The sequence below is a fragment of the Nonomuraea sp. NPDC005983 genome (genome assembly GCF_040614375.1).
Taxonomy (GTDB): domain Bacteria; phylum Actinomycetota; class Actinomycetes; order Streptosporangiales; family Streptosporangiaceae; genus Nonomuraea.
In genome coordinates this window covers 1-21,281 of record NZ_JBEXUP010000031.1, presented here as the reverse complement: position 1 = coordinate 21,281, position 21,281 = coordinate 1, and the positions used below count along the sequence as shown (strand labels likewise).

Genomic DNA, 21,281 nt, shown 5'->3' with positions numbered 1-21,281 from the left:
GGGCCTGCCCCTCATGCCAGCCTCGGCACGAGCCTGAGCGCGTTGCCCGCGTACACCTGGCCCAGCACCTCGTCCGGAAGGTCGAGGCCGGAGATCGTCCAGCGCCCCATCAGCGGCGGGTCCTCCAGGGAGTGGGCGAACGCCTCGTCGGCCGTCTCCAGGAACCGGAAGTGGTTCCGGTACACCTCCGCCACGGGCGGGATCTCGTCGGTGCCGAACAGTACCCGCCCCGGATGGCGCAGCACCAGAGCCCGCGCCGCGCGCGGGGCCCGGCCCAGCTCGGCGATGCGGGCGGCGATGTCGATGTGGAAGTTCGGGTACGCGTCCAGCATCCGCCCCACCCAGGCCAGGTTCTCCGGCCAGCACCCGGCGTGCACCCCGATCACGGTGGTCCGCGGATGCGCGGCGACCATCGCCTCCATGGCCTCCGTCAGCCGCTCGAACGGCGGGAACCCCGGCCCGGAGAACACCCAGTCGGGATGCGCCGCCAGCTGTTCGAGCCGCTCGTTGCGCTCGTCGAGCGGCTCGAAGAAGGCCACCGGGTCGGCGGTGTGCAGGGCGATGGGCACGCCCAGCTCCCCGGCCGCCGCCCACAACGGGCCCAGCCGCTCGTCGTCGAGCATGACCAGCTCGCCGCGGCCGTCGCGGACCCGCAGGCCGACGTCCTTCCAGACCTTCAGCCCTGCCGCACCCTCGGCGACCGACGCGCGCAGCTGCGCGGCCAGCTTCTCACCGAAGCGCGGCTCGGCGGCCAGCGACCAGTCGACGTGGCAGAAGGTGGCGAACCTGCCGGGGTGTGCGGCGTCGTAACGCTCCAGGTTCGCCGTCAGCTCCCTGCCCCAGCGGCCGTCGAGGTTGACCATGCCGCGCAGGTTGAGCTCGTCCATCATGTCAAGCAGCGCGGGGACGTCCGGGGCCATCCACTCGCCGTCGGCGCTGAGCCAGCGGCCGAGGTGGATGTGGGCGTCCACGGCGGGCACCCGGGCCCGCTCGACGCGGTGGACGGGCACCCTGAGCTGGGAGACGGGCCGGTATCTGGAGAGGGGGAGATCCATGGGGCGCCTCCGTTCAGGGGGTGAGCAGGGCCTTGACCGGCGACGTCCCGCCGTTCATGAGCGTGGTGAACACCTCGGCGCCCTGGCCGAGCGGGAACGTGTCGACCCAGCTCAGGTCCCACTCCCCGACCAGCTCCACGGCGGCGGCGAAGTCGGCGTCGCGGTAGGCGAACGAGCCGAGCACCCGCTTCTCCCCCCGCACCAGGTCGGCGGCGTCGAAGCCGGCGGCAGGAGAGGCCAGGCCCAGCCACACCGCCACCCCGCCGGGACGTAGCCGGGCGAGCGACTGCTCGTGGGTGGCGGCCGCGCCCACCGCGTCGAAGACCACGTCGTACTCGCCGCCCAGCTCGGCGAGCGCCGCGTGGGCGCCCAGCCGGGCGGCGATCTCGCGGCGGCTGTCCGACCGGTCGGCGATCTCGACCCGCGACGCGCCGCCGGCCACCGCGACCTGCATGCAGGCCAGCCCGATCGCGCCGGCGCCGATCACGCCCACGCGCGCCCCGACCGGGGCACCGGCCAGCGACCAGGCGTGCACGGCGTTGGCCACGGGCTCCACGATGCCCGCCGCCGTCCAGCCGAGCCCCTCCGGCAGCGTGGTCAGCGTCCCTTCCGGCACGGCCACCCGCTCGGCGAACCCGCCGGGCCGGTGCACCCCGACGATCTGCCGCTTCCTGCACACGTTGCGCAGCCCCAGCGCGCACACGTCGCACACGCCGCACGACAGGATCGGGTTGACCACGACGGCCCGGCCGTCGTCGGTGCGGCCGGCGAACTCGTGCCCCATGACCAGCGGCGGCACCCGGAAGCCGGGCGTCTTCACGCCGTGCAGCTCGCTGCCGCAGATGCCGGAGGCGACCACATGGACCAGCACCTCGCCCGCGCCCACCTCGGGCTCGGGCTCCTCGCGCAGCTCCATGACGCCCGGCGCGGTGAACACCAGCGCTCTCATCGCGCACCTCCCGCGATCACGGGGTTGCTCAGGACGCCGACGCCTTCGACGCTGACTTCGACGGTGTCGCCGGGGCGCAGGCCGCGTGGCGGGTCCATGAACTCACCGCACCCCCAGGGTGTCCCGGTCAGCACGACGTCTCCGGGTTCCAGGGTGAAGCCGCGCGAGCAGTAGGCGAGCAGTTCGGCGACGCCGAAGAGCATCTCGGCGGTGCTGGAGTCCTGCACGGTCTCGCCGTTGACGGCCGTGCGCAGCCGCAGCGCCTGCGGGTCGCCGACCTCGTCGGGGGTCACGATCGCGGGGCCCAGGGGGCAGAAGGTGTCAAGGCTCTTGCCGCGCGTCCACTGGCCGTCGGCGAACTGCAGGTCGCGGGCCGAGACGTCGTTGGCCACGGTGTAGCCGGCCACGCCCGCCAGCGCCTGGGCCGGGCTCGCGTGCCGCAGCGGCGCGCCGATGACGGCGGCCAGCTCGACCTCCCAGTCCACCCGCGCGGTCAGCTCACCGTCGATGACGATCGGCTCGCCGGGGCCGATCACGCTGGAGGGGAACTTGGCGAACACCAGCGGCCGCTCCGGCTTGTCCATCGCGGCCTCGCGGATGTGGTCGAGGTAGTTGAGCCCGATCGCGACGATCTTGCCGGGACGCAGCGGCGCGACGGGCGCCGCCCCTTCGAGCGGCCGGGTCGCCGAACCGGCCAGGCGGCGGACCTCCTCGGCCCCGCCGGCCAGCACCGCCTCCAGCGGCGTGCCCGCCGGGACGTCCAGCGCGTGCCACAGCCCTTCGCGCTCCACTGCGGGCAAGCGGCTCCCGTCCGCTCGCACCGTGCCGAGTCTCATACACGCTCCTATTCCGCATCACAGAATGCAGTTCCGTACATGCGAAAGAACAGCAGCAGGGCGGACGGCTGTCAAGGGGTCGCCCATATACTCGACCTTCGCAGGCGGACGACCGCCCGACCCTGGACCGACTCCAGAAAACCGGCCCCTATATTCCGAATAGCGGAATGGTGGTGCGCATCACGGAACAAGTGCTATTTTCGGGCGGAGCTCGCCATACACCCGAGAGGGCGGTCACCCCGATGCATCCCGAAATCGACACTTCGGCACTGATCATCGACCTCGACACGGTCCGGGCCAACGTGGACGAGATGGCCCGGACGGCGGCCAGGCACGGCGTCAAACTCCGCCCGCACATCAAACTGCGCGTCGCCGCCCGCGGCGCCGTGCGCTGAAGAGAGGGCACCATGCGCGGACTGACAGGAAAGCGGGTACTGATCAGCGGCGGCAGCAGCGGCATCGGCGCCGCCACGGCCCGCCGCTTCCTCCAGGAGGGGGCCCGGGTCGTCCTCGGCGGCCTCGACCAGGCCGAGGTGGACCGGACCGTGGCCGAGCTGAGCCCCCTCGGACCGGTGAGCGGGCTGGCGGGCGACGTCAGCTCGGAGGCCGACGTCCACCGGCTGGTCGAGGCCGCCGTCGCCACCCTCGGAGGCGTCGACGTCCTGATCAACAATGCCGGCACCGCCTGGCGCGAGCCGTTCCTGCAGATCACCCCCGGCCACTGGGACCGGATCATCTCCGTCAACCTGCGCGGCATGTTCCTGATGGCCCAGGCCGTCGCCCAGCACCTGGTCGCACGCGGCTCCGGCGGCGTGATCCTCAACATGTCCTCCACCAACGGGCTCGGCGGAGAGGCCGACTACGCGCACTACAACGCCTCCAAGGGCGGTGTGCTCCTGCTCACCAGGACCATGGCCGTCGAGCTCGGCAAGCACGGCATCCGCGTCAACGCGCTCTGCCCCGGCTACATCCAGACCCCGTTGAACGCCGCCATCTCCTCCGGCCTGGCCGACGACTTCGTCTCCGCCTACGAGCGCGACCACATCCCGCTCGGCAGGGCGGGACTGCCCGAGGAGGTCGCCGCCGCGTACGCCTTCCTGGCCTCCGACGACGCCGCCTTCATCCACGGCACCGAACTGGTCATCGACGGCGGTCAGCTGGCCATCATGTGACTCAGCTCGCCGTGCCCGCTTCGCGGCCCGCCTGGACGTGCCCGGCCGGCTGCCTGTGCCACCGCGTCAGCCCGACCCCGACGAGGACGACGGCCATCCCCGCGATGACGCGAAGGCCGAGCTCCTCGTGGAGCACGAGCGCCCCCAGCGCCACCGAGACGACCGGCAGCAGGTAGCCGACCGTGGCGGCGCTGGTCGCGCCCTCGTCCGCGATGAGCCGGTAGTTGAGGTAGAAGGTGAGCCCGGTGCTGAAGATCCCCAGGACGACGACGGCGATCACCGCCGTCGCGTTCAGGTTCACCGAGGCGCCGCCCGCCGGCAGGGCCAGCGCGCTGAGCCCCGCGGCCGTGACGAGCTGGGCCGCGGACAGGGCGATGGGGGCGGTGCCCTTCCCGGTGAGCCGGCGTGCCATGTAGGCGAAGGCGACGGCGTAACTCGCCGCCGCCCCCAGCAGGGCCAGCGCGCCCCAGCTCAGCAGCCCGGCCGCCTGCCACGGCGCGAAGATCAGCAACGTGCCGGCGAACCCGAGCAGCAGCCCGCCCAGGCGGACCGGGCCGAGGCCGCGCTCCGTGCCGAGCGCGAGCCCGATCAGCAGAGACCAGAGCGGGGTCGTCGCGTTCAGCACCCCCGCCACGCCCGAGTCGACACTCTGCTCGCCGACGCTGAACAGGAAGAACGGCAGCGCGTTGCAGAAGAAGGCCGCCACCACCAGGCGGCCCCAGGTCGCCCGGTCGCGCGGGAGGCGCTGGCGCGCCGACCACGCCAGGCCGACGAGCACGGCGGCGCCCAGCGCGGAGCGGACGAAGGTGATCTGGAGCGGGGTCAGCCCGTTGTTCAGGGCCAGCTTGATCCACAGAAAGCCCGACCCCCACAGCAGCGCGAGCACGCCCATGCGCGCCAGCGAGCCACGTCCCCCGATCATCACTTTCCGCCTCCCTGTCCGGCTGGTCCGCTTCGCCAGGCTGCCCGACAGCACCCGGAAGGACAAGTGAAAGGTGATGAGGAATATCTTTAAGTGCTGCTACATATTCAGCCCTGGCCCTCCAGCCTGTGCTCCCCGTCGCGGATGCACCGCGCGCGAGCGGGCGCGGGTCCAGGCGACCTGCGACGCCGTCACTCCCAGGTCGCCGGCGACCTCCCGCACGGCACGCGCGACCTCGTGGTCCCGCGCGGTGAGCGACGCGGAATCGAGCCTGGTACCGGTCGGGGAACGCCTCCACGTAGTCCCGCGACAGCGAGCGACGACATCGCCGCCCTCACCCACATGTGGGACAAGCTCCGAGCCGCGGGGAGCTGACGACCCGGGCTGCATCCGAATCCTCGCCGATAAGAAGTCCGGGAAAAACGTCGAACGCGAAGAGCTCTGGAAAGCCCTGGACTACCTGTGCGCCGGCGACACCCTCGTCGTGCCGTCCCTGGACCGGCTCGGCCGCTCCTTGCAGGACCTGATCGCGATCCTCGCCGGGCTCCGCAAGTGCGGCTTCGGGAGTCCTGGGCCGACACGTTGGCGTTCTGGAAGTCCGACCGGTTCGGCCGGTCGGCGGCGCACGTGCTGAGCGTCGTCAAGGAGCTGCGCGAGCGCGGCGTGCGGATCGTGTCGCTGACGGAGAACTTCGACCTGGAGACCAAGGCAGGCCGGTTCATGTCGTCGCCGGAGTGACCGGGAACGCCCTCCGCGCACCGGGAGAACGCCGCAAGCCGGTGCCTGTCGGCGTGATCCCACCATGGCCGGCCCGAGTTGACGGCGGAGCACCTGGCTCTCGTGACGGAGCACCGGCAGCTCGGCCTCCTTGGACAGATCAGCGCGGACCAGCGCCGCCAGCAGGCCGAACAGGCACCCCACCAACCGGTTAGACCAGCGGCAACAGCACCTCGCGATGGTCGCAGCCGCCGCGCTGATCGCGCGGCAGACCTCGACCCACAGCACGAAACCGTGTTTCCGAGCGGGACCCGCTTCCGCGCGCAGGGCCACTCCAGAAGATGCGGGACGACAGCACGGCCCTGTCGGGGGATCCGGCCGTCGTCGTTGCGAACCAGCTCTCAAAGTCACGCACACCCGGCTGCTGCTGCTGTGGCTTCTCGACGGGGCGCCATCTGTGGTCAGGGCGCTGAGCCGGAGAAGTCGGCGTCGATCCATGGCGCGGCTCCCGAGGGGGTGGCGTTTGCCAGGACGCTACACCTGAGATTGCAAGTATTCAATGAAAGTTTTCGCTCGATCGGTCAGAGTGGATTTCAAGCCGTTCCAGGGCGTAGCCGCCCCGCCTCAGTCACCTTGCTGGAGCAGGCGTCGTCCGGCCGCATCGGGACGTCGAACCGCCGACGTGCCGACATGTGGGTCCGCCCGGCCGATGTCATCGGACCCCGGCGCGCTGGGGCGACGCGCGTGGACGGCAGCGCCCAGCCCGCACCTGATGCGGGCATAGATGGGCCAGGAGCGTAGCCAGCATCGTCAAACTAAACAACTGTTGACATCAATCTTTGTGAAGTGCTCAATAGGTGTCAACGGCCAAGTGCGTGTCGCCGCTGGTGGCCATGAAAAAGTCCCCAGCTCTTCGTAGTTGACTACTTCTTGGTGAGGCGTGCGCTGCCTCGGCTCCGGGCCTGTCGCATGCGGAAGGACTCGCCCTCGGTGACCACGACGATGCTGTGATGCAGCAGCCGATCTAGCAGGCTGACCGCGGTGGTGTGCTCGGGCAGGAAGCGGCCCCACTGGTCGAAGGGCCAGTGCGAGCCGATTCCCAGCGCCCGGCGCTCATAGGCCGCGGCCACGAACCGGAAGAGCAGTTGGGCTCCGGTGTCATCCAGCGGGGCGAAGCCGACCTCGTCCACCACGATCAGGTCGGCGCGCAGCAGGTTCTCGATCACGCGGCCGACGGAGTTGTCGGCCAGGCCTCGATAGAGCGTCTCGACCAGCTCAGCGGCGGTGAAGTAGCGGACCTTGTGACCGGCCTGGATAGCGGCGACGCCGAAAGCGATGAGGCTGTGCGACTTGCCGGTGCCGGCCGGGCCGACCGCGCAGTAGTTCTCAGCCGCCCGGATCCATTCCAGCGACGCCAGGTAGTCGAAGGTCGCCCGGGGGATGGAGGAGGCGGGGACGTCGAACTCTTCGATCGTCTTGATGACCGGGAACGCGGCGGCCTTCATCCTGGTCCGGGCGTTGGACTCATCGCGAGCGGCCAACTCGGCGTCGATGAGCGTGCGCAGGAACTCCTCGGGGTTCCACCGCTGGGTGCGGGCGGTGACCAGGAGCTCGGGCGCCAGACGGCGGATCGTCGACAGCTTCAGCCGGCGCAGCCCGCCATCGAGATCGGAGGCCAGCGGCGGGACACTAGCGGCGGTCATGAGGCGTCCCCGATCTGCTCCAGCACGTCGAACTGGTCGAGGGTGTAGGCGGTCAGCGGCCGGGTTGGAACGTATGGCAGCTCCAGCACCAGCGCGTCTCCGGCCGGGCGGACCTGCGGTGTTCCCGCTCCTGCGGCGAGGATGGAGCGGACGTCCTCGGCCCGCCAGCGGCGGAAGGCGACCGCCCGCTCCAGCGCTGCCAGCAGCGCCGCCTCGCCGTGAGCGGCCTGCAACGCTGCCAGCTCCACCAGATCGGCGGCCAGCCTGGTGTTGCCCGAGGCGGCAGACCCGGTCAGAAACGTTTCGGCGATCGGGCCGAGAGCGAGGAACGCCTTCTCCGTCTCGGTCTTGGGCCGGGCGGCGCGCCGGGGTGCGGGGCGTGGCCCGCCGTAGTGCTCATCGGCGACCGATGCCTCGCCGGGCGCGACCGGGGCGTGGTCGGCGACGATCTCACCGGTTGCCAGATCGGTGATCAGCAACCGCCCATCCGACTCCACGACGGCGACTGTTGCGCCGATCAGGTGGGTGGGCACCGAGTAGCGGGCCGAGCCGAACCGGACACACGACAGCTTGTCGACCTTGCGGGTGATCGGTGGCTTGCCGATCGCCGGGCGCAGTGACGGCAACCCCGTCAGCACCTCGCGTTCGGCTGCCAGCCGTTCGGCCGGAACAGCGCAGATCTCCGAATGCACGACGGCGTTGACCTCGGCGCACCACCGGCGGGCCGCGACGTTGGCGACGGTCAGGTCATCGAACGGGGCCAGCGGCACGACCAGGTCGCGTTTGGCGTAGCCGACCAGGTTCTCCACGATCCCCTTCGACTCCGGATCAGCCGCCTCGCACCAGTCCGGGCGGAAGGCGTAGTGGGTGGCCAAGCGGACGTAGTCCGCGGTCGGGATGACCTTGTTGGCGACCACCCCGCCCTTCAGGCACCCCATCCGGTCGGCCAGCACCACCTTCGGCACCCCGCCAAGTTCCTCGAAACACTCAGCCAGCAACGCCAGGGTGGTCTCGGCGCGCTCGTTGTCGGCGAAACGGACGAACCGCATCCGTGACCAGGCCAGCACCGCGCAGAACACATGCAGGCCGCCACCCGCGTCGCCCCAGTCGATGACCAGCATCTCGCCCGGCGTCCAGACCGCCGGCCGCCGCCCGCGATGATGGCCGCGCCGCCAGGCCTTCTTCGCGTCGGCGACCAGGCGCCGGAAGTTGCGCGCCGACCCGGCATAGCCCGCGGCCTGGGCCAGCGGCAACAGCCGCTTGGCCGACATCTTGCCCGCGGTGGCCTTGACCTTGTCGGCGACCAGATTGGCGACCGGGTCGTAGTTGTGGTCGCGGCGCTTGCGGCCCGGCGCCTTGTCTCCGGCCAGCGCCCGCTCGATGATGCGTTTGACGGTCTTGTGCGTGGTGCCGCACATCTCTGCGGCCCCGCGATAGGTGCCTACCTCGCGGTAGGCGGCGATGATGTCCATGACTTCCCCCGAAGACTTCATGGCCGGGCAGACCCCCTGGGCGGTGATCTCGTGACTGCTGACACCGTCACGATCACCGTCCAGGGCACACACCTCCCCACGACACGCGAAGAGCACGTAGGAGAAATGGGGACCAAAACCGGCCATCAGTGGTGACCTCGAACTGGCCACCTGCGGGGGGGGGAGGAGAGACCTTAGGTTCTAACGCTCGTCGCAACACCCGGCCCTGGGGATGTTGCAATGACCAAGCCGTTTCGCCGGCCTAAGAAGCGTGGACCTGCTCCACTGGCGGACAAACGTGATCAATACCTTCGCCTGATGGCGCAGGGAATGAGCAACTCGGCCGCGTGCCGAGAGGTCGGTGTCAACCGTAAGACCGGCAACCGGTGGAGGTACGGACGGAAGATCGTAGACCGGGCGGGGAACGTCCGCGTCTACGCGCCGATCACCGAGCAGCCCGATGACGACGCGATCTCGCCACGGTTCCTGTCGGAGGACGAGCGGATCGTCATCGCCGACATGCTCCGTGCCGGTGCCTCGCTGCGCGCGATCTCCCGGGAGCTCAAGCGCAGTCCCGCCACGATCAGCCGGGAAGTGCGCCGTAACCGCGACGAGCGCACGGGCAAGTACCACCCGTTCCGCGCTCAGCGGCGGGCCGCCGTCCGGCGAGCGCGCTCGAAGGAGGGCAAGGTTCGGCGGGACCCGGAGCTGAAGACCTACATCCAGCAGCGGCTCGACCAGCGGTGGAGCCCGGAGCAGATCAGCCAAGACCTGCGCACCGCGTTCCCCGACGAACCCGACCGGCACCTCGCCCACGAGACCATCTACCAGGCGATCTACCTCAGCTACCGCGGCGGCTTGGAACGCCAACCCGAGACCCTGCGCACCGGCCGCCAGGCCCGGCGCCGCCGTCGACGCGGCGACGAGCGCGCCACCCGGTTCATCGACCCTGGCAAGCTCATCCACCAGCGGCCCAGCGATGTCGACGACCGCCAGGTGCCCGGCCATTGGGAAGGCGACCTCATCGTCGGCCAGGGGACCCGCTCCGCGATCGGCACCCTGGTCGACCGCACCACCCGCTACGTCATGCTGCTGCACCTGCCCGACGGCAAGACCTCCGAGCACGTCCGCGACGCCCTCATCGAGACCTTCGCCGGCCTGCCTCGTGAGCTCGCCTGCTCCCTCACCTGGGATCAGGGCAGCGAGATGAGCCGCCACGACGAGTTCACCGCCGCCACCGGCATCCCCGTCTACTTCTGCGAGCCCGCCAGCCCCTGGCAGCGCGGCTCGAACGAGAACACGAACGGTCTGCTCCGCCAGTACTTCCCGAAGGGCACCGACCTGTCCTCCTTCACCGCTGAACAGCTCGACGCCGTCGCCGCCCAACTCAACAGCCGCCCCCGCAAGATCCTCGGCTGGCAGACCCCCGCCGAGCTCTTCGCTAAGCTCGTCGCAACAGTCGAATGACCCCGTGTTGCGAAGATCGCTGGAATCCGCCGACTTTTACATGGCCACGGACAATAGGCAACACAGATCAACTTGTTCCAACGTAACGTTCGGCGTACCGATGAAAGGACGTCACCGTGCCCACCCAGCACGTCCGCTCGTGCGGCACCACGCGGAACTCCCTCAATTCCGGCTAGCGACTCGGGGCCGGCGACGAACGGCCGAAGGACGACACTCCGGCGTCGCATCGATGGCCCGCACCATCACCTCGCAACCGGGCGGCCCGTCGCCTCGATCTCCCCGCCCCTGCCGGTCGCGAAGCAGCGTCGGCAAGCAGACCTGAGCGACAGCGCATACCACTCAGGTGATCTCGCACGGCCGGAGGTACCCCGGCCGCACTTCGGCATCGACGCAATCACGGGCGGTCGCACCCGCACTCGCCGATGGCAGAGCCCTGGAGTCGCCCTGCGCTGCCCGGATCGGCCGACTTCCTCGGCGATGTGACCGGCGGCATGCAAACGCAGGTCGTCCGGACCGCCAACGGCTGCCGGCGCCGTTCTGTCCCGGCACGTTTCACGGCAAACCAGATGGTGTGCGAGGGTCTCGAAACTCCGAATTTATCGAAAGGAATCGATCGCATATGCGTCGATTTACTTGTGCACTGCTTGCCTTATTAGCATCGACCCTCACTGTACTTGTCCTGCCCGGCGTACCTGCCGAGGCGGCGGGGCCGTACGTTGTCGAAGCCGAGAGCATGACGCTGGCCAACTTCACGACGGCCACAGTCAACCACACCTATAACGGCGCGACAATCGAGACCGTCACCTACATCCAGGGCGTGTCAGGGCAGACGAGCACCGCTACCGAGTCCTTCACCGGCACCACAGGAACCTACGACATCATCACGCGCTACAACGGCAAGACCGCGAGCGGAGTGACGTATACGATTTCCGTGAATTCCGCCACCGTGGATTCATGGGAAACGTCGCAGCGGAACGGCGGCGACTACACCAATCCGGTGAACATCGACACCCATACGTCGAGCAAGGTCACGCTCAACACCGGTGACACCGTCAAGCTGACGGCCGCGTCCGCCAGCGAGACGCCGCGCGTCGACAAAATCACGATCCAGCCATACGCGGGGCCGCCGACCAGCGCGCTGACCATCGATTCACCGAACGCGACGCTGAACGACGGTTTCAACTGGGGCAAGAACCGGGCCTTGGGCATGACGTTCTACCCGGGGAACCCGATGCTGGGACACGAACCGGAGTGGTGGCGCCTCACGGATTCCACGCACACCACGATGGTGCCCGGCTACTGGGGTTCCTACGTCAATCGGGAGGCCTTCTACAACCGGGACATCGCCCATCAGTCGGATGGCGCGCGTGGTCTTGGGCGCGGGTGGGGGCGGAGCGGCTGGTAAAGACGAGATCGACACCGCCCGGTCAACCTCATCATGGCCAAGACCCGCCACAAGAACCCGCGCACCGCCATGCTCTATGTCCGACCCGGCGGCGAAGCCATCGCCGAAGTCACCGGCGTCCTTGCCCCACCCCGCCGCACCGACTGAGCGGCCCCACCAACAAGACGCCAAATACCGTCGGGTAACTCACGCCATCAAGCCGGGTCTGGTGCGCTTTATGGGAGTGATCACGGTCGGTGATCGGGGCTCAGTTCAGCAGTGCCATTTTTCTGAGGAGGTCGTAGTTGGCTCGGCCGAACATGAGCCTCTTCAAGAATTTGATCTTGCAGACTTTGCCCTCGACAGCGCCTGAGTTGTAGGGCAGCGTGAGCCCGTTGAGGACGGCGCTGTGGTCGCGTTCGAGTCCGTTGGCGAAGGTGTGCAGGTGGGGCAGGTCGTCGGCGCGGACGGCGACGATCCAGGCGTCGAGACGTTCGCCGTGCCGTCCGATCATCATCTCCGCGAACGTCTTCACGTGAGTGTGCAGGGCGTCCAAGTGCGGACAGGCCGCCCGTACGTCCTTGAGCTTGACCTGCGCATCGGTGTCAAGGTTGTCCGGGACGGCGGCGAATCCAGCTGGTGATGTGACGGACTTTGGGCGGTGCCGGGACGGCGGGGGGCGCGGCCTTGCCTTTGAAGGGTGCCAGGTAGGCGTAGACGGTGGTGTAGCTGCCGCGGAAGCCGAGCGCGGTGACCTCGCGGTGCAGTTGCTGGATGTTGGTGCATCCGGCGTTCCAGCGCTGGTGCAGGTGGGGTTTGTAATCATCCAGCATGCTCGGCCACCCAGTGAGCAAGGCCGCCGTCACCTCCTCGACGTTGGCGGCGTGGTAATAGCGGCGGCTGGTTCCGGGGGCCAGGCCAAGTTCCCTGGTGACCGCGGTAACGTTCTTCCCCTCGGCTTTCAGGCCCTGTACTCGCTCGTAGAGCTGGCGGGCGCGCACCACGCGGGGCCGGTTATCGGCGTGGGTGGCATTCGCCTGCTCGGCCACCTGCTGAGGATCTGGTGCCTGCTGTTGGCCGCGCCGCTTGGCCCAGTCGTCGATTCCGAGCACGGTGACCTGCCCGATCTCGGGGTCAGGCATCGCTCTGAGCAGGCGGATCAGCGTGAACCGGGAGACGATCGCGCCCAGTACCCGCGCCAGCCGAGCCCCCGCGCAGCCGGCTAGCGCGGCGCGACCCGCTCCAGCAGGTTGTGCAGCCCTACCGTGCGCCGCTGGTACTTGGCGGTCAGCCCGCTCACCTGCTCGGCGAACGTCACCACTGGGCATGCCGAGTTGTCGCAGATGAACCGGCGGACCTCCAATTCGACCTGAACCGGACGGCCAGCGCACGACAGATCCTGCAGTCGACGCCGATACCGGTCATTCGCCCGGGCCGACAGACGCCCGCCGCGGCGATTGAGGAACAGCGCCGGGGTGCCGGCGCCGGGCCAGGAGGCGCGGTCGGTGCGCCACTCGGTGATGGAGGTCCGCGCGGTGCCGTCCAGGAGCGGGATCTCGCGGGAGGTCTCGCCCTTGCCGGAGCGGACGATGACCTTGCCTTTGCGCGCCGAGAGCGGGACGTCGTCGTCGTCCAGAGCGACGAGCTCGGCGATCCGGACGCCGGAGTAGAACAGCAGCCGGCCAATGGCGCGGTCGCGGGCGAGGGGGCGGCGTTCGACGGCGCGCAGGTAGCGCTTCTGCTGGCGGGCGTCCAGGGCGCGGGGCGAGAGCTTGGGGGCGTCGTCGCGGCGGACGACGGCGGGGCCGAGTCCGAGCTGGGTGAAGAAGTGGTCCAACGCGGTGAGGTGGGCGTTGACGGTATTCGACGCGCGGCGCAGCACGGTCTTCATGTGGGTCTTGTAGTCGCGGATGGCGAAGTCGCGGTCGTGGGCGTCGGTGAGCGGGTCGCCGTCGAGGCCGCTGGCCTCCAGCCAGGCGAGGAAGGTCCGGACCCGCTTTCGCCGTTGGGCCCAGTAGTCGGCCTGGGAGGGGTCGTCAGGGGACGCCCCGCCTATGACCAGGGGTGCCGGACGATGTTCGTCCAGGAGAATTTCGGCAGGTAGGCCCCCGCATTCGCGGTCGCCGAACACCCATTTGTCGTTCCTGAACTTGTTGAACTTGCCGAAGTGCCGCTTGACGATCCAGCGCCTCGGCTTGTTCGGGTGGCTGTGCTTGGCCCACTTGTAGGTGAACTTCCACATGTAGTCGTCCAGGTCGGAGAACGTCCTGGACGATGACGACGCGTGGAACGCCAGGAGCGACGCCGACAAGCGGCGCTGGACTCCGGCAAGATGAACGATCCCAAGAACGCGATGGAATACCTGGGAGTCAAGTGACCGCCGCCCACGAAACGCCGCTGCTGCCGGAGGTGCTACGGGCCTACCCGTACCCGTGGGACAACGCCTTCATCTGGACCTCGGAGAAGCAGGACGAGCAGATCCTCGCCTACGCGCGGGCCGTGCTAGAAGCCTGCCTTCCGCCCGAGCCGCTCGCCACGCCCGAACCGCCGGACGAGGTGATCGTCCACGACTCCTACGACGACGAGTACCCCGAGTGGACTGCGATCCGTGCCGTCCTGCGCGAGCGCATGCCCTACGCCCGCTACGTGACGGCCGAGCGCATGGCCGACGCCGAGGCCGAGTGCGCCCGCCGGGGGCTCGCCACGAGCGGCTTCCAAGAGGTCTGGACCCGCCGCATCACCGCCTGGATCGCCGAGCAGACCCTTTACTGGTGCGGCCTCATGGTCGACGACGAGGCCGCCCTCACGCCCTGGCTCATGGACTTCGCCGAGCTCTACGTCGGGCGCGGCATGGCCGCCGCGAAAGCCGTGGGCGCACTCAGCTGCACCAAATCCGTACCCGAGACCCGGGCAGCCTTCGCCCGGCTCGCCGCGTACGAAGGCCTCCCGGACGAGATCCGTGAGTCGGTCGAGTACGAGCTCCGCTAGCGGTGGTTTGTTGGATCAAGCCGTATGGCGGGTAATCCGCCTATGCGGGGGTTCCCTGGCGGAGGGAGCCGGCCACGACCAAACCCAAACCGTGCCCACCGGCACCGGGACCGTTAGAGGGGTACGCGGCCCGATTCGACGATCTGTTCTCGCATCTGGCGCAGCGGCCAGGGCTTCGCGAGTACCTGACCGGACTGCTGGCGCCACGCGATCGTAACAAGACGCTGACGGCCTTGGCCGGGGCCGAGCCACTTGCTGGCGCCCAGCAGCCGGCCGTCCATTGCGAACTCGTCCGCCTCTACGGCCTGCGGCATTGGGTCGAGCAAAGCTACAAGCAGATCAAGGACGAGCTGGGCTGGGCCGACTTCCAGGTCCGTTCCGACATCGCCATCCGCCGCCATCAGGCGCTGGTGAACTGCGCCTTCTCCTTCTGCTGGGCCACCTGGTTCGTCTCCCCACCGGGGCCATCTGCTGTCGAAGCGGCAGAGAGGGGGCACACGCGCCGATTCCCAAGGTTCCCGGGGCCTTCACTGCATCCCACCGGCACCGAGCTGGCCCCACACGCTGCGCGCGGTCCGCAGTTGGCTTACCCCGGCCATCACGCTCATGCGCTGGTGGCGAGCGTGGTCGATGGCGCCCCCGCCTGCTGAGCTGCAAGCGCTGATCGACGCCGTCGGCGCAGCCACGGCCTACACCTTTATCTCCCACCTTGATCCAACAAACCACCGCTAGCGGCGGCGGTAGACGATCGCCTCCTCGGAATCCTCGGCGCCCGCCGAACCGACCAGTATGAGGCCCGAGGTTCCAGGGATCGAAGTCAGTGCGTACTCGTTCCATTGCTCCTCCACCGAGCCGTCAACGGCGAGGAACTCGCGCGTCCACCTCCGCCCGCTGTAATGCAGGAGCATGACCCCCCAGGAATTGCGCTCGGAGGAGCCCACCATCCACACGTCGTCGCTGCCTAAAGCGGTCACACTGTGCAAGCTGCCCTGTCCGCCGGGTAGCTCGGCCTGCTTCCAGGAGACCCCATCCCAATGCAATACCAGCGGACGGACGACACCTCCTCCCCCGCAGCGCCAGCCCGTGCCGGCCTCACCCACAGCCCAGACATCGGACGGACCTTTCTGCAAGATGCCTCTGAGTGCGCCAGCGCCCATTGCCGGGAGACGCATCTTCACAAGCGGTTCCTGGGGAGAAGACCTGTGCCAGATTGCCGGACGTGAACCGGTACACCCCTCGGGGGTCCGGCTCCCGGCTATCCAAGTATGTCCGGCACCGGCGTCCACGGCGTCGAAGCTCCCTCCCCGCTCGAACTCCTGCTTGTAAAAACGCTTGCCGTTCCACGACAGAAGGATTGGGGTAAACGAAGGGCCGTCATCCGTGTACTCCCACCGCTTGCCGGTCAACACGACTCGTGAACCGTCTACTGCGACATCGCTCAGAGAGCGGTTCTTCCCTTCGCCCAAGGGTTTGATCGTCCGCCATGTGTGACCGTCCAAACGCAGGGCGAAGGGCGCGTCCTCCTCATTGTCCCCGACGCCGGCGTTCCCCACAGCCCAGACGTTTCCCGGGCCGTCAGCGTCGATACCTCCCATCCCTGTGTCGCTCGCTTCGGGGAAGCGCTTCCAGAGCCTCTCCTCTATTCGCCACCTCTTGCCGTCCATTCGCAGAAGAACGCCCTGGCGGGGCTCGTCGTACGCATCGGCGTAGTAACCGACAGCCCACGCGGTATCCGGGCCCGTCGCCACAACATCGCTCAGGCCCGTCACCCTGACATGGCCCCCCGGCGTGACGAGGTCGGCCTCGGGCGCGACCCGATACCACCCGGAAGCCACCATGGACTCTTCGAGAGATTGCGGCGCGGCCGACAGCGGCGGACTCGCGGCGGGCGGGGGCCCGGCTGTACATGCCGGCAGAACGAGCAGGCAGGTGAGCGTCGCCACTGCCCGGTGTGTTCTCAGGGCGCAACCTCCTGAAGATGACTTCGACCCAGCCAGTAGTTCAAGGGACGCCACGACCACCAAGCTCAGAGGCACGTCACTCCTCACCGTGCCAAGCTACCAGCGAAAGATCACCAGGACTGTTGCGGCGGAGGTCCGAGACAAGGCCACAGGGTAGTCGCCGGGCCACTAGCGGGCCTTTGCGCAGCCGCACCAGCGGCTTGACGTCCTTGTCCAGATGGTCGCCGGACAGGCCGAACTTCTTCAGCACCGCGCGCAGGTCGCTGTTGTTCAGGATGGGTCCCTCACTATTCTTGGGCGAACCGTAGCGGCCTGGACGCCCGTCGAGGGCGGGTTCGCCCGCACTGAGCTCCTCGACCTCGCGCACGCACGCGCGCGTTGACTCTCGAAACTCCCGCAGGCTGCGTCGACCACCGCTGCGATGTGGCCCGCGAACGGCCCGGCCGACTCCTGACCCACGGGAAACCGGCAGCAAGACCCACCGGAGGCGAAGACCCGATCCTGAGCGCGTTCCCCGGCCGGACACGCCGCTGCTGGGAAGGTGCTCGGGTCGTGGCAGGGTTCTTCGCGCAGCCATCACAGGCTATGACCAGCCCTATTAGCCCTTTCCGGCTTACTTGGTCTGCCCCCTTTCAAGCTTCTGACCAGGTAGATCGCTTGACAACCCAGACCACGATCGCGGTCCGTGGAGAGCTGGCTAGCGCTGAAAGTGCCAGAACAGCATTGACGGCGTCCCGGCGACGGCCGCGTGCGCCGCCTCGGGCGCCAGGTCGCACAGGGCCCACGGCCACACGTCCCACGGCTCCAGGACGTCGGTCCGCTCGCGCGGCTCCCCTGACGGGTGCCGGAGCTCCTCGCAGCACCGCACCTGGAGCCCGGCCGCCAGCGCGGCTCGTACATAGTCCCCGACCAGGTGGCGGTAGGTGGCCACCCTCCCCGGCCGCCCGTCCGGCAGCCGTACGGGCGGGACCACCCCCCGCGCCACACCCTCGGGATGGATGTCGGCGATCACCACATGCCCGCCCGGCCGCAACACCCGGGCGAACTCGGCCAGCACCGGGGCCAGGACAGGCACATGCGTCAACGCCAGCGAGCAGACCACCAGGTCGACGGACTCGTCGGGCACCGGCAGGGAAGACAGGTCGCCCAGCCGGAACTCTGCCTGCGGCACCCGCTGGCGCGCCCGCTCCAGCATGTCGGGCGAGCCGTCCACGCCGCGCACCCGATGGCCGCGACCGGCCAGGTAAGCCGTCATCCTGCCGGTGCCGCACGCCGCGTCCAGCGCGTCGCCAGTCGGCAGCGTGTCGACGATCTCCCTGATGAAGGGCTCGTCGAGGTCGAACGTGGTGTTGGGCCCGTCGTAGGTCTGCGACCAGATCCGGTAACCCTCCACGGTGTCCACGCGGGCCACCTCGACGGCGGCGTCGGCCAGGGAGTCGTCGTCGAGGAACTTGCGGATCTCGGCCAGGCGCGCCTCGACGAACGCGCGGTCGTGCTCGCCGGTGTAGGACCGCATCTGCGTCGGCGGTGTGCTTGCGCCGCGCGGCTCCCGCTTCCGTCGTGCGGAGGCGGGAGTGTTCTGCTCGACAGGTGCGGTGTGGTCAGCGGCGATACATCACGTACAGCTTGCAACCGTGGGAGGCGGGTTCGTCCGTCAGCTTGATGGCTTTGGTTCGCTCACGTAGTGGGTTGCGCTCCACGTGTCGTTGGTCCGGGTTGCCGCACGCAGGATGCCGTCCATGTCGCGGAGGAAGATCCACAATTTGCCGTCATTGTGCGTGGTGAGGGCCGGTGTTGAATCCTGGCCCTGACCGCCGCCATCTGAGGGCGCGGCGGTCGCTGCCGCTGGTCCCGCCGTCGGCGCCGTAGACGGGCGTGGGGCGAGCCGAGAACGCTGGCCTCATGGATGCATCGCCGATTGAAGGTCCGTCGCGACGAGAGGTGGGTTTCCACGGAAAAGTTTATACCGAATGTTCAACGATACCGTTGAAGGTATGGATATCAAGGACACAGCCCGGCCGCTCAATGGCACGGGCGTCTCGGCGTTCCTCCGTTCGCTTCCCGCCACGCCCCTGCTGCTCGGCCTGGGCGAGGCCAGGCACTTCGTGGGAGAGCTGGGCGAGTCGCGCAACGAGATCTTCCGGCATCTGGTCGAGCACGAGGGCTACCGGTCGTTCGCCATCGAGAGCGACTGTCTCATGGGCCTCGTGGTGGACGACTACATCGCGACGGGCGCGGGCACGCTCGATGACGTCATGGAACGCGGCTTCAGCCACGGCTTCGGCGCGTCCCCGGCCAACCGCGAGCTCGTTAGCTGGATGCGGGCGTACAACCAGGAGCACGACGAAAAGCTCCGGTTCTTCGGGTTCGACGGCCCGCTGGAGTATTGGGCGGCGAGCCCGCGCCAGGCGCTCACCGCCCTCCACGCCCTCCTCGACGGCCCGCTCCCGTGCACGATGGAAACTCTCGACGCGCTGCTGGGCCCGGACGACCGGTGGTCGAACGAGGCCACGGCCATGGATCCGTCCCAGTCGATCGGCCAGTCCGCCGACGCCCAGCGGCTGCGACTGATCGCCGACGACCTGGTGGCGCTGCTCGACACGCAGGCACCGCGGCTGAGCGCGGAGGACAGGGAGCGCGCGGCACTGTACGGGCGCACCGCCACCGGCCTGCTCCGCTACCACTACTGGCTGGCCGACGCGTCCCCGGCACGGTGGCCCCGGCTGTCGGCCCTGCGGGGCGCGATGATGGCCGCCAACCTGCGTGCCATCGCCGAGCAAGGCCCGGCCCTGGTCTTCGCGAGCAACCTTCACCTACAGCGGAACAAGACCTTCATGTCGTTCGGCGGCCAGACGCTGGAGTGGTGGAGCGCGGGGGCGATCGCCGAAACACACCTGGGCGACCGGTACGCCTTCCTGGCCTCGGCCCTCGGCAGGGTCGGCGACGACACCCCGTCCCCGGACACCGTCGAGGGCCTCCTGTCGACGCTCCCGTGGGACCACTCTCTCATCGACGCCCGCCGTCTGGCCGAGGCCGTCACGAAGCCCGCCCCGCGCACCTCCCACGATTTCGCCTATTTCCCGCTGGACCCGGCCCAGCTCCACATGATCGACGGCATCGTCTTCCTCAAGCAGGCTGTCAGGCTGAAAAAGCTGGGCTAATAGTGCCAGGGCTTCGTCCACTTGCAGCTCGTCGGCGTCGTGCAGGCCAGCCAGGATGGTGCAGGGCAGGTGGTCGGGGGCGTAGCAGGCCAGCAGGTTCAGCAGACGTGCGGCCAGCGGGTTGACCTCGTGGACGCGGGCCTGGCTGAGCGTCCAGACCTTGGCCACCACGCGCTCGGTGTCGCCGTCGACGGGCGCGGCGGCATACATACGCGCGGGGAGTTCTTGAGCAGGTTCAGGTATCGGCGCAGGGTGACGCGGGGAGTGTGGGCGATTTAGGCGCCGGCCTGGGTCAGTGCCAGCGGGAGGTCCCCCAGTTGGTCAGCCAGCTCGTCCAGCCCTTTGGAGTCGGAGGCGCCGGGTGGGCCGACGAACTGGGCCAGCAGCCGGATCGAGGCCTTCCGTGGGAGCAGCGCCTGTGTGATCACGGCCTTGCCAGTGCCGATCTCCAACGTCGCCCGCAACGCCGCGAGCGCCTTCTGGCGCCCGACGAATCGGGCCGCTGTACGGCGCGGCAAACACGGCGTGACGCAGCCGATAGAGCTCAGGGTCGAGGGCGGGTGGGCGTCCGCCCGTCGATCCCCGGGTTAGCCTGCGGTTTTCGCGGCGAATTTGAGCCGACCTGATCGTTCACATAAGAAAAGTGCCCTTGAGCTGGGATGATCGGACTTGTCTAAGGCCCCGTCCACCCCAGATCAGAAGGCACTTTCCGCGTGAACTCTACCGCTTCCCGCCGCAAGATCACCGTGTCTGCCGATGGCCGCGGGCTGGTCTCACACGCCGGCGGCCTGCTGCTGTTGCAGACGCTGCGCATCACTGGGCTGGACAAGGCCCTGTCGCAGAGGCTGGAGCGGTGGCGGCCCGGCCGCGCTATCCACGACCCTGCAAAGATCGTCACCTGGACGGGGCCGTCGCGCATGAGCGGGGCTCGCCGTGCCGGATCGATCAGGGTCCGCAACTGATCGCGGTTGGCGCCCAGTTGTTCCATGACGACCGCGGTCATCATGTCCACGTCGCTCACTGGCCGCCACTCGGGCTCACCTCAGCCATCCCTGCCGCCACCATCGCCACGCGCCATGCCTCAGATCGTCCCAGACCGGCACCGGCCGCCCGCCGTACCCCCGGGCCGCCTCGGGTCCAGCGGCTTGCCCAGCTCGGCGTAGTTCTCCACGCGGCGGGCGGCGAAGTCCTTGGGCAAGTCCTCCTCCGGGTCGCGGAAGGAGTGGGCGCCGACCACCCAGATCTCCTTGCACCGCAGGGCCTCGCGCAGCGCTTGGAAGGTGACGATCTCATACGCCATCCGCACCACCCGCCGACGGCCCAGCTTGTCGCTTTTGAACACCAGGTCTTCCCAGTCGCCGGCCGTTCCGCGGTGCTCGGGCACCACCTCGCCGCGCGGGTGCGTGCCAGGCGGTGGGGTCCAGCAGGCCGAAGGAGATCAGGCCGGTGCCACGGCGGCCGGCGACGGCGGCGGCCTTCGGCCCGAGCAGCGCG

Annotated in this window: 23 protein-coding genes and 1 pseudogene; 9 read left to right on the top strand and 15 right to left on the bottom strand. The window is 68.9% G+C overall.

The features are described from left to right. Positions 1 to 11: 11 nt before the first annotated feature. Genes ABZ297_RS16590 through ABZ297_RS16580 form a run of 3 tightly spaced genes read right to left on the bottom strand, consistent with a single transcriptional unit; the run spans position 12 to position 2,840 of the window. Positions 12 to 1,055: an amidohydrolase family protein gene (locus tag ABZ297_RS16590; RefSeq protein ID WP_355346003.1), complete on the bottom strand. Its 1,044-nt coding sequence runs from the start codon at positions 1,053 to 1,055 to the stop codon at positions 12 to 14. A gap of 13 nt (positions 1,056 to 1,068) precedes the next feature. After that, positions 1,069 to 2,004: an alcohol dehydrogenase catalytic domain-containing protein gene (locus tag ABZ297_RS16585; protein ID WP_355346000.1), complete on the bottom strand. Its 936-nt coding sequence runs from the start codon at positions 2,002 to 2,004 to the stop codon at positions 1,069 to 1,071. Next, positions 2,001 to 2,840, bottom strand: coding sequence for a fumarylacetoacetate hydrolase family protein (locus ABZ297_RS16580; protein WP_355345997.1), 840 nt, complete (start codon positions 2,838 to 2,840; stop codon positions 2,001 to 2,003). The genes ABZ297_RS16585 and ABZ297_RS16580 overlap by 4 nt, the downstream gene beginning before the upstream one ends. A 242-nt stretch (positions 2,841 to 3,082) precedes the next feature. Between ABZ297_RS16580 and ABZ297_RS16575 the strand changes: the two genes are divergently transcribed. Together ABZ297_RS16575 and ABZ297_RS16570 are read left to right on the top strand one after the other, a co-directional pair. Next, positions 3,083 to 3,235, top strand: a complete 153-nt coding sequence (locus tag ABZ297_RS16575; protein WP_355345994.1) for a hypothetical protein — start codon at positions 3,083 to 3,085, stop codon at positions 3,233 to 3,235. 12 nt (positions 3,236 to 3,247) lie between these two features. Then, a complete protein-coding gene (locus ABZ297_RS16570; RefSeq protein ID WP_355345991.1) occupies positions 3,248 to 4,012 on the top strand; it encodes an SDR family oxidoreductase in 765 nt (254 codons plus the stop codon). Position 4,013: 1 nt separating this feature from the next. Here ABZ297_RS16570 and ABZ297_RS16565 read toward each other — a convergent pair whose 3' ends face one another. Further along, positions 4,014 to 4,934: a DMT family transporter gene (locus ABZ297_RS16565; protein ID WP_355345988.1), complete on the bottom strand. Its 921-nt coding sequence runs from the start codon at positions 4,932 to 4,934 to the stop codon at positions 4,014 to 4,016. 76 nt (positions 4,935 to 5,010) lie between these two features. Between ABZ297_RS16565 and ABZ297_RS16560 the strand changes: the two genes are divergently transcribed. Both ABZ297_RS16560 and ABZ297_RS16555 read left to right on the top strand, forming a co-directional pair. Continuing rightward, positions 5,011 to 5,568 carry a recombinase family protein gene (locus ABZ297_RS16560; RefSeq protein ID WP_355346139.1) on the top strand — a complete coding sequence of 186 codons (558 nt, stop codon included), beginning with the start codon at positions 5,011 to 5,013 and terminating at the stop codon, positions 5,566 to 5,568. Beyond that, entirely contained in the window at positions 5,487 to 5,672 is a 186-nt protein-coding gene (locus ABZ297_RS16555) for a recombinase family protein (RefSeq protein ID WP_355345985.1), read from the top strand. Before ABZ297_RS16560 ends, ABZ297_RS16555 begins: the two co-directional genes overlap by 82 nt. Positions 5,673 to 6,574: 902 nt before the next feature. Here the strand turns inward: ABZ297_RS16555 and istB are convergent. Beyond that, the gene (istB, locus tag ABZ297_RS16550; protein WP_355345982.1) at positions 6,575 to 7,354 is read right to left on the bottom strand and encodes an IS21-like element helper ATPase IstB; all 780 of its coding nucleotides are present in this window, start codon (positions 7,352 to 7,354) and stop codon (positions 6,575 to 6,577) included. Next, positions 7,351 to 8,847: an IS21 family transposase gene (gene istA / locus ABZ297_RS16545; RefSeq protein ID WP_355345979.1), complete on the bottom strand. Its 1,497-nt coding sequence runs from the start codon at positions 8,845 to 8,847 to the stop codon at positions 7,351 to 7,353. Before istA ends, istB begins: the two co-directional genes overlap by 4 nt. Positions 8,848 to 9,144: 297 nt before the next feature. On the opposite strand from istA, the gene ABZ297_RS16540 reads away from it, so the two are divergent. Beyond that, positions 9,145 to 10,293, top strand: a complete 1,149-nt coding sequence (locus ABZ297_RS16540; RefSeq protein WP_355345976.1) for an IS30 family transposase — start codon at positions 9,145 to 9,147, stop codon at positions 10,291 to 10,293. Between the two features lie 733 nt (positions 10,294 to 11,026). Further along, positions 11,027 to 11,698, top strand: coding sequence for a hypothetical protein (locus ABZ297_RS16535; protein WP_355345973.1), 672 nt, complete (start codon positions 11,027 to 11,029; stop codon positions 11,696 to 11,698). Positions 11,699 to 11,945: 247 nt separating this feature from the next. Here the strand turns inward: ABZ297_RS16535 and ABZ297_RS16530 are convergent. From ABZ297_RS16530 to ABZ297_RS16520, 3 genes and pseudogenes are all read right to left on the bottom strand, one after another. Continuing rightward, a pseudogene (locus ABZ297_RS16530) lies at positions 11,946 to 12,239 on the bottom strand (transposase); the annotation flags it as partial. A 43-nt stretch (positions 12,240 to 12,282) separates the two neighbouring features. Beyond that, positions 12,283 to 12,819: a hypothetical protein gene (locus ABZ297_RS16525; RefSeq protein ID WP_355345970.1), complete on the bottom strand. Its 537-nt coding sequence runs from the start codon at positions 12,817 to 12,819 to the stop codon at positions 12,283 to 12,285. A gap of 80 nt (positions 12,820 to 12,899) precedes the next feature. Continuing rightward, a complete protein-coding gene (locus ABZ297_RS16520) occupies positions 12,900 to 13,988 on the bottom strand; it encodes a tyrosine-type recombinase/integrase (RefSeq protein ID WP_355345967.1) in 1,089 nt (362 codons plus the stop codon). A gap of 62 nt (positions 13,989 to 14,050) precedes the next feature. Here ABZ297_RS16520 and ABZ297_RS16515 point away from each other — a divergent pair, with 62 nt between their 5' ends. Continuing rightward, positions 14,051 to 14,665, top strand: a complete 615-nt coding sequence (locus ABZ297_RS16515) for a hypothetical protein (protein WP_355345964.1) — start codon at positions 14,051 to 14,053, stop codon at positions 14,663 to 14,665. A 113-nt stretch (positions 14,666 to 14,778) separates the two neighbouring features. On the opposite strand, the gene ABZ297_RS16510 is transcribed toward ABZ297_RS16515, so the two are convergent. The 4 genes from ABZ297_RS16510 to ABZ297_RS16495 all read right to left on the bottom strand — a co-directional run bounded on the left by ABZ297_RS16510 (position 14,779) and on the right by ABZ297_RS16495 (position 18,142). Continuing rightward, complete coding sequence (locus ABZ297_RS16510; RefSeq protein ID WP_355345961.1) at positions 14,779 to 15,066, bottom strand: hypothetical protein; 288 nt, start codon at positions 15,064 to 15,066, stop codon at positions 14,779 to 14,781. Positions 15,067 to 15,393: 327 nt separating this feature from the next. Continuing rightward, on the bottom strand, positions 15,394 to 16,713 hold the full coding sequence (locus ABZ297_RS16505; protein WP_355345958.1) for a hypothetical protein: 1,320 nt from the start codon (positions 16,711 to 16,713) through the stop codon (positions 15,394 to 15,396). Then, the gene (locus ABZ297_RS16500) at positions 16,703 to 16,993 is read right to left on the bottom strand and encodes a hypothetical protein (RefSeq protein WP_355345955.1); all 291 of its coding nucleotides are present in this window, start codon (positions 16,991 to 16,993) and stop codon (positions 16,703 to 16,705) included. The genes ABZ297_RS16505 and ABZ297_RS16500 overlap by 11 nt, the downstream gene beginning before the upstream one ends. Before the next feature lie 330 nt (positions 16,994 to 17,323). Continuing rightward, entirely contained in the window at positions 17,324 to 18,142 is an 819-nt protein-coding gene (locus ABZ297_RS16495) for a class I SAM-dependent methyltransferase (protein ID WP_355345952.1), read from the bottom strand. A gap of 478 nt (positions 18,143 to 18,620) precedes the next feature. Here ABZ297_RS16495 and ABZ297_RS16490 point away from each other — a divergent pair, with 478 nt between their 5' ends. Next, positions 18,621 to 19,787, top strand: coding sequence for an erythromycin esterase family protein (locus ABZ297_RS16490; RefSeq protein ID WP_355345950.1), 1,167 nt, complete (start codon positions 18,621 to 18,623; stop codon positions 19,785 to 19,787). A 275-nt stretch (positions 19,788 to 20,062) separates the two neighbouring features. Here the strand turns inward: ABZ297_RS16490 and ABZ297_RS16485 are convergent, their stop codons facing one another. Continuing rightward, positions 20,063 to 20,305: a hypothetical protein gene (locus tag ABZ297_RS16485; protein WP_355345947.1), complete on the bottom strand. Its 243-nt coding sequence runs from the start codon at positions 20,303 to 20,305 to the stop codon at positions 20,063 to 20,065. Between the two features lie 195 nt (positions 20,306 to 20,500). Here ABZ297_RS16485 and ABZ297_RS16480 point away from each other — a divergent pair, with 195 nt between their 5' ends. After that, positions 20,501 to 20,749, top strand: coding sequence for a transposase (locus tag ABZ297_RS16480; protein ID WP_355346147.1), 249 nt, complete (start codon positions 20,501 to 20,503; stop codon positions 20,747 to 20,749). Between the two features lie 119 nt (positions 20,750 to 20,868). Here the strand turns inward: ABZ297_RS16480 and ABZ297_RS16475 are convergent, their stop codons facing one another. Next, a complete protein-coding gene (locus ABZ297_RS16475; protein ID WP_355345945.1) occupies positions 20,869 to 21,171 on the bottom strand; it encodes a hypothetical protein in 303 nt (100 codons plus the stop codon). Positions 21,172 to 21,281: the final 110 nt, after the last annotated feature.

Excerpts from the sequence above, each read along its gene's own strand:
- ABZ297_RS16535 (WP_355345973.1), top strand. The coding sequence starts at position 11,027 with ATGACGCTGGCCAACTTCACGACGGCCACAGTCAACCACACCTATAAC.
- istB (WP_355345982.1), bottom strand. The coding sequence starts at position 7,354 with ATGACCGCCGCTAGTGTCCCGCCGCTGGCCTCCGATCTCGATGGCGGG.
- istA (WP_355345979.1), bottom strand. The coding sequence starts at position 8,847 with ATGAAGTCTTCGGGGGAAGTCATGGACATCATCGCCGCCTACCGCGAG.
- ABZ297_RS16565 (WP_355345988.1), bottom strand. The coding sequence starts at position 4,934 with ATGATCGGGGGACGTGGCTCGCTGGCGCGCATGGGCGTGCTCGCGCTG.
- ABZ297_RS16575 (WP_355345994.1), top strand. The coding sequence starts at position 3,083 with ATGCATCCCGAAATCGACACTTCGGCACTGATCATCGACCTCGACACG.
- ABZ297_RS16585 (WP_355346000.1), bottom strand. The coding sequence starts at position 2,004 with ATGAGAGCGCTGGTGTTCACCGCGCCGGGCGTCATGGAGCTGCGCGAG.
- ABZ297_RS16580 (WP_355345997.1), bottom strand. The coding sequence starts at position 2,840 with ATGAGACTCGGCACGGTGCGAGCGGACGGGAGCCGCTTGCCCGCAGTG.
- ABZ297_RS16490 (WP_355345950.1), top strand. The coding sequence starts at position 18,621 with ATGGATATCAAGGACACAGCCCGGCCGCTCAATGGCACGGGCGTCTCG.
- ABZ297_RS16570 (WP_355345991.1), top strand. The coding sequence starts at position 3,248 with ATGCGCGGACTGACAGGAAAGCGGGTACTGATCAGCGGCGGCAGCAGC.
- ABZ297_RS16590 (WP_355346003.1), bottom strand. The coding sequence starts at position 1,055 with ATGGATCTCCCCCTCTCCAGATACCGGCCCGTCTCCCAGCTCAGGGTG.
- ABZ297_RS16525 (WP_355345970.1), bottom strand. The coding sequence starts at position 12,819 with ATGCCTGACCCCGAGATCGGGCAGGTCACCGTGCTCGGAATCGACGAC.
- ABZ297_RS16540 (WP_355345976.1), top strand. The coding sequence starts at position 9,145 with ATGGCGCAGGGAATGAGCAACTCGGCCGCGTGCCGAGAGGTCGGTGTC.
- ABZ297_RS16560 (WP_355346139.1), top strand. The coding sequence starts at position 5,011 with ATGAGGAATATCTTTAAGTGCTGCTACATATTCAGCCCTGGCCCTCCA.
- ABZ297_RS16495 (WP_355345952.1), bottom strand. The coding sequence starts at position 18,142 with ATGCGGTCCTACACCGGCGAGCACGACCGCGCGTTCGTCGAGGCGCGC.
- ABZ297_RS16510 (WP_355345961.1), bottom strand. The coding sequence starts at position 15,066 with ATGGCGGCGGATGGCGATGTCGGAACGGACCTGGAAGTCGGCCCAGCC.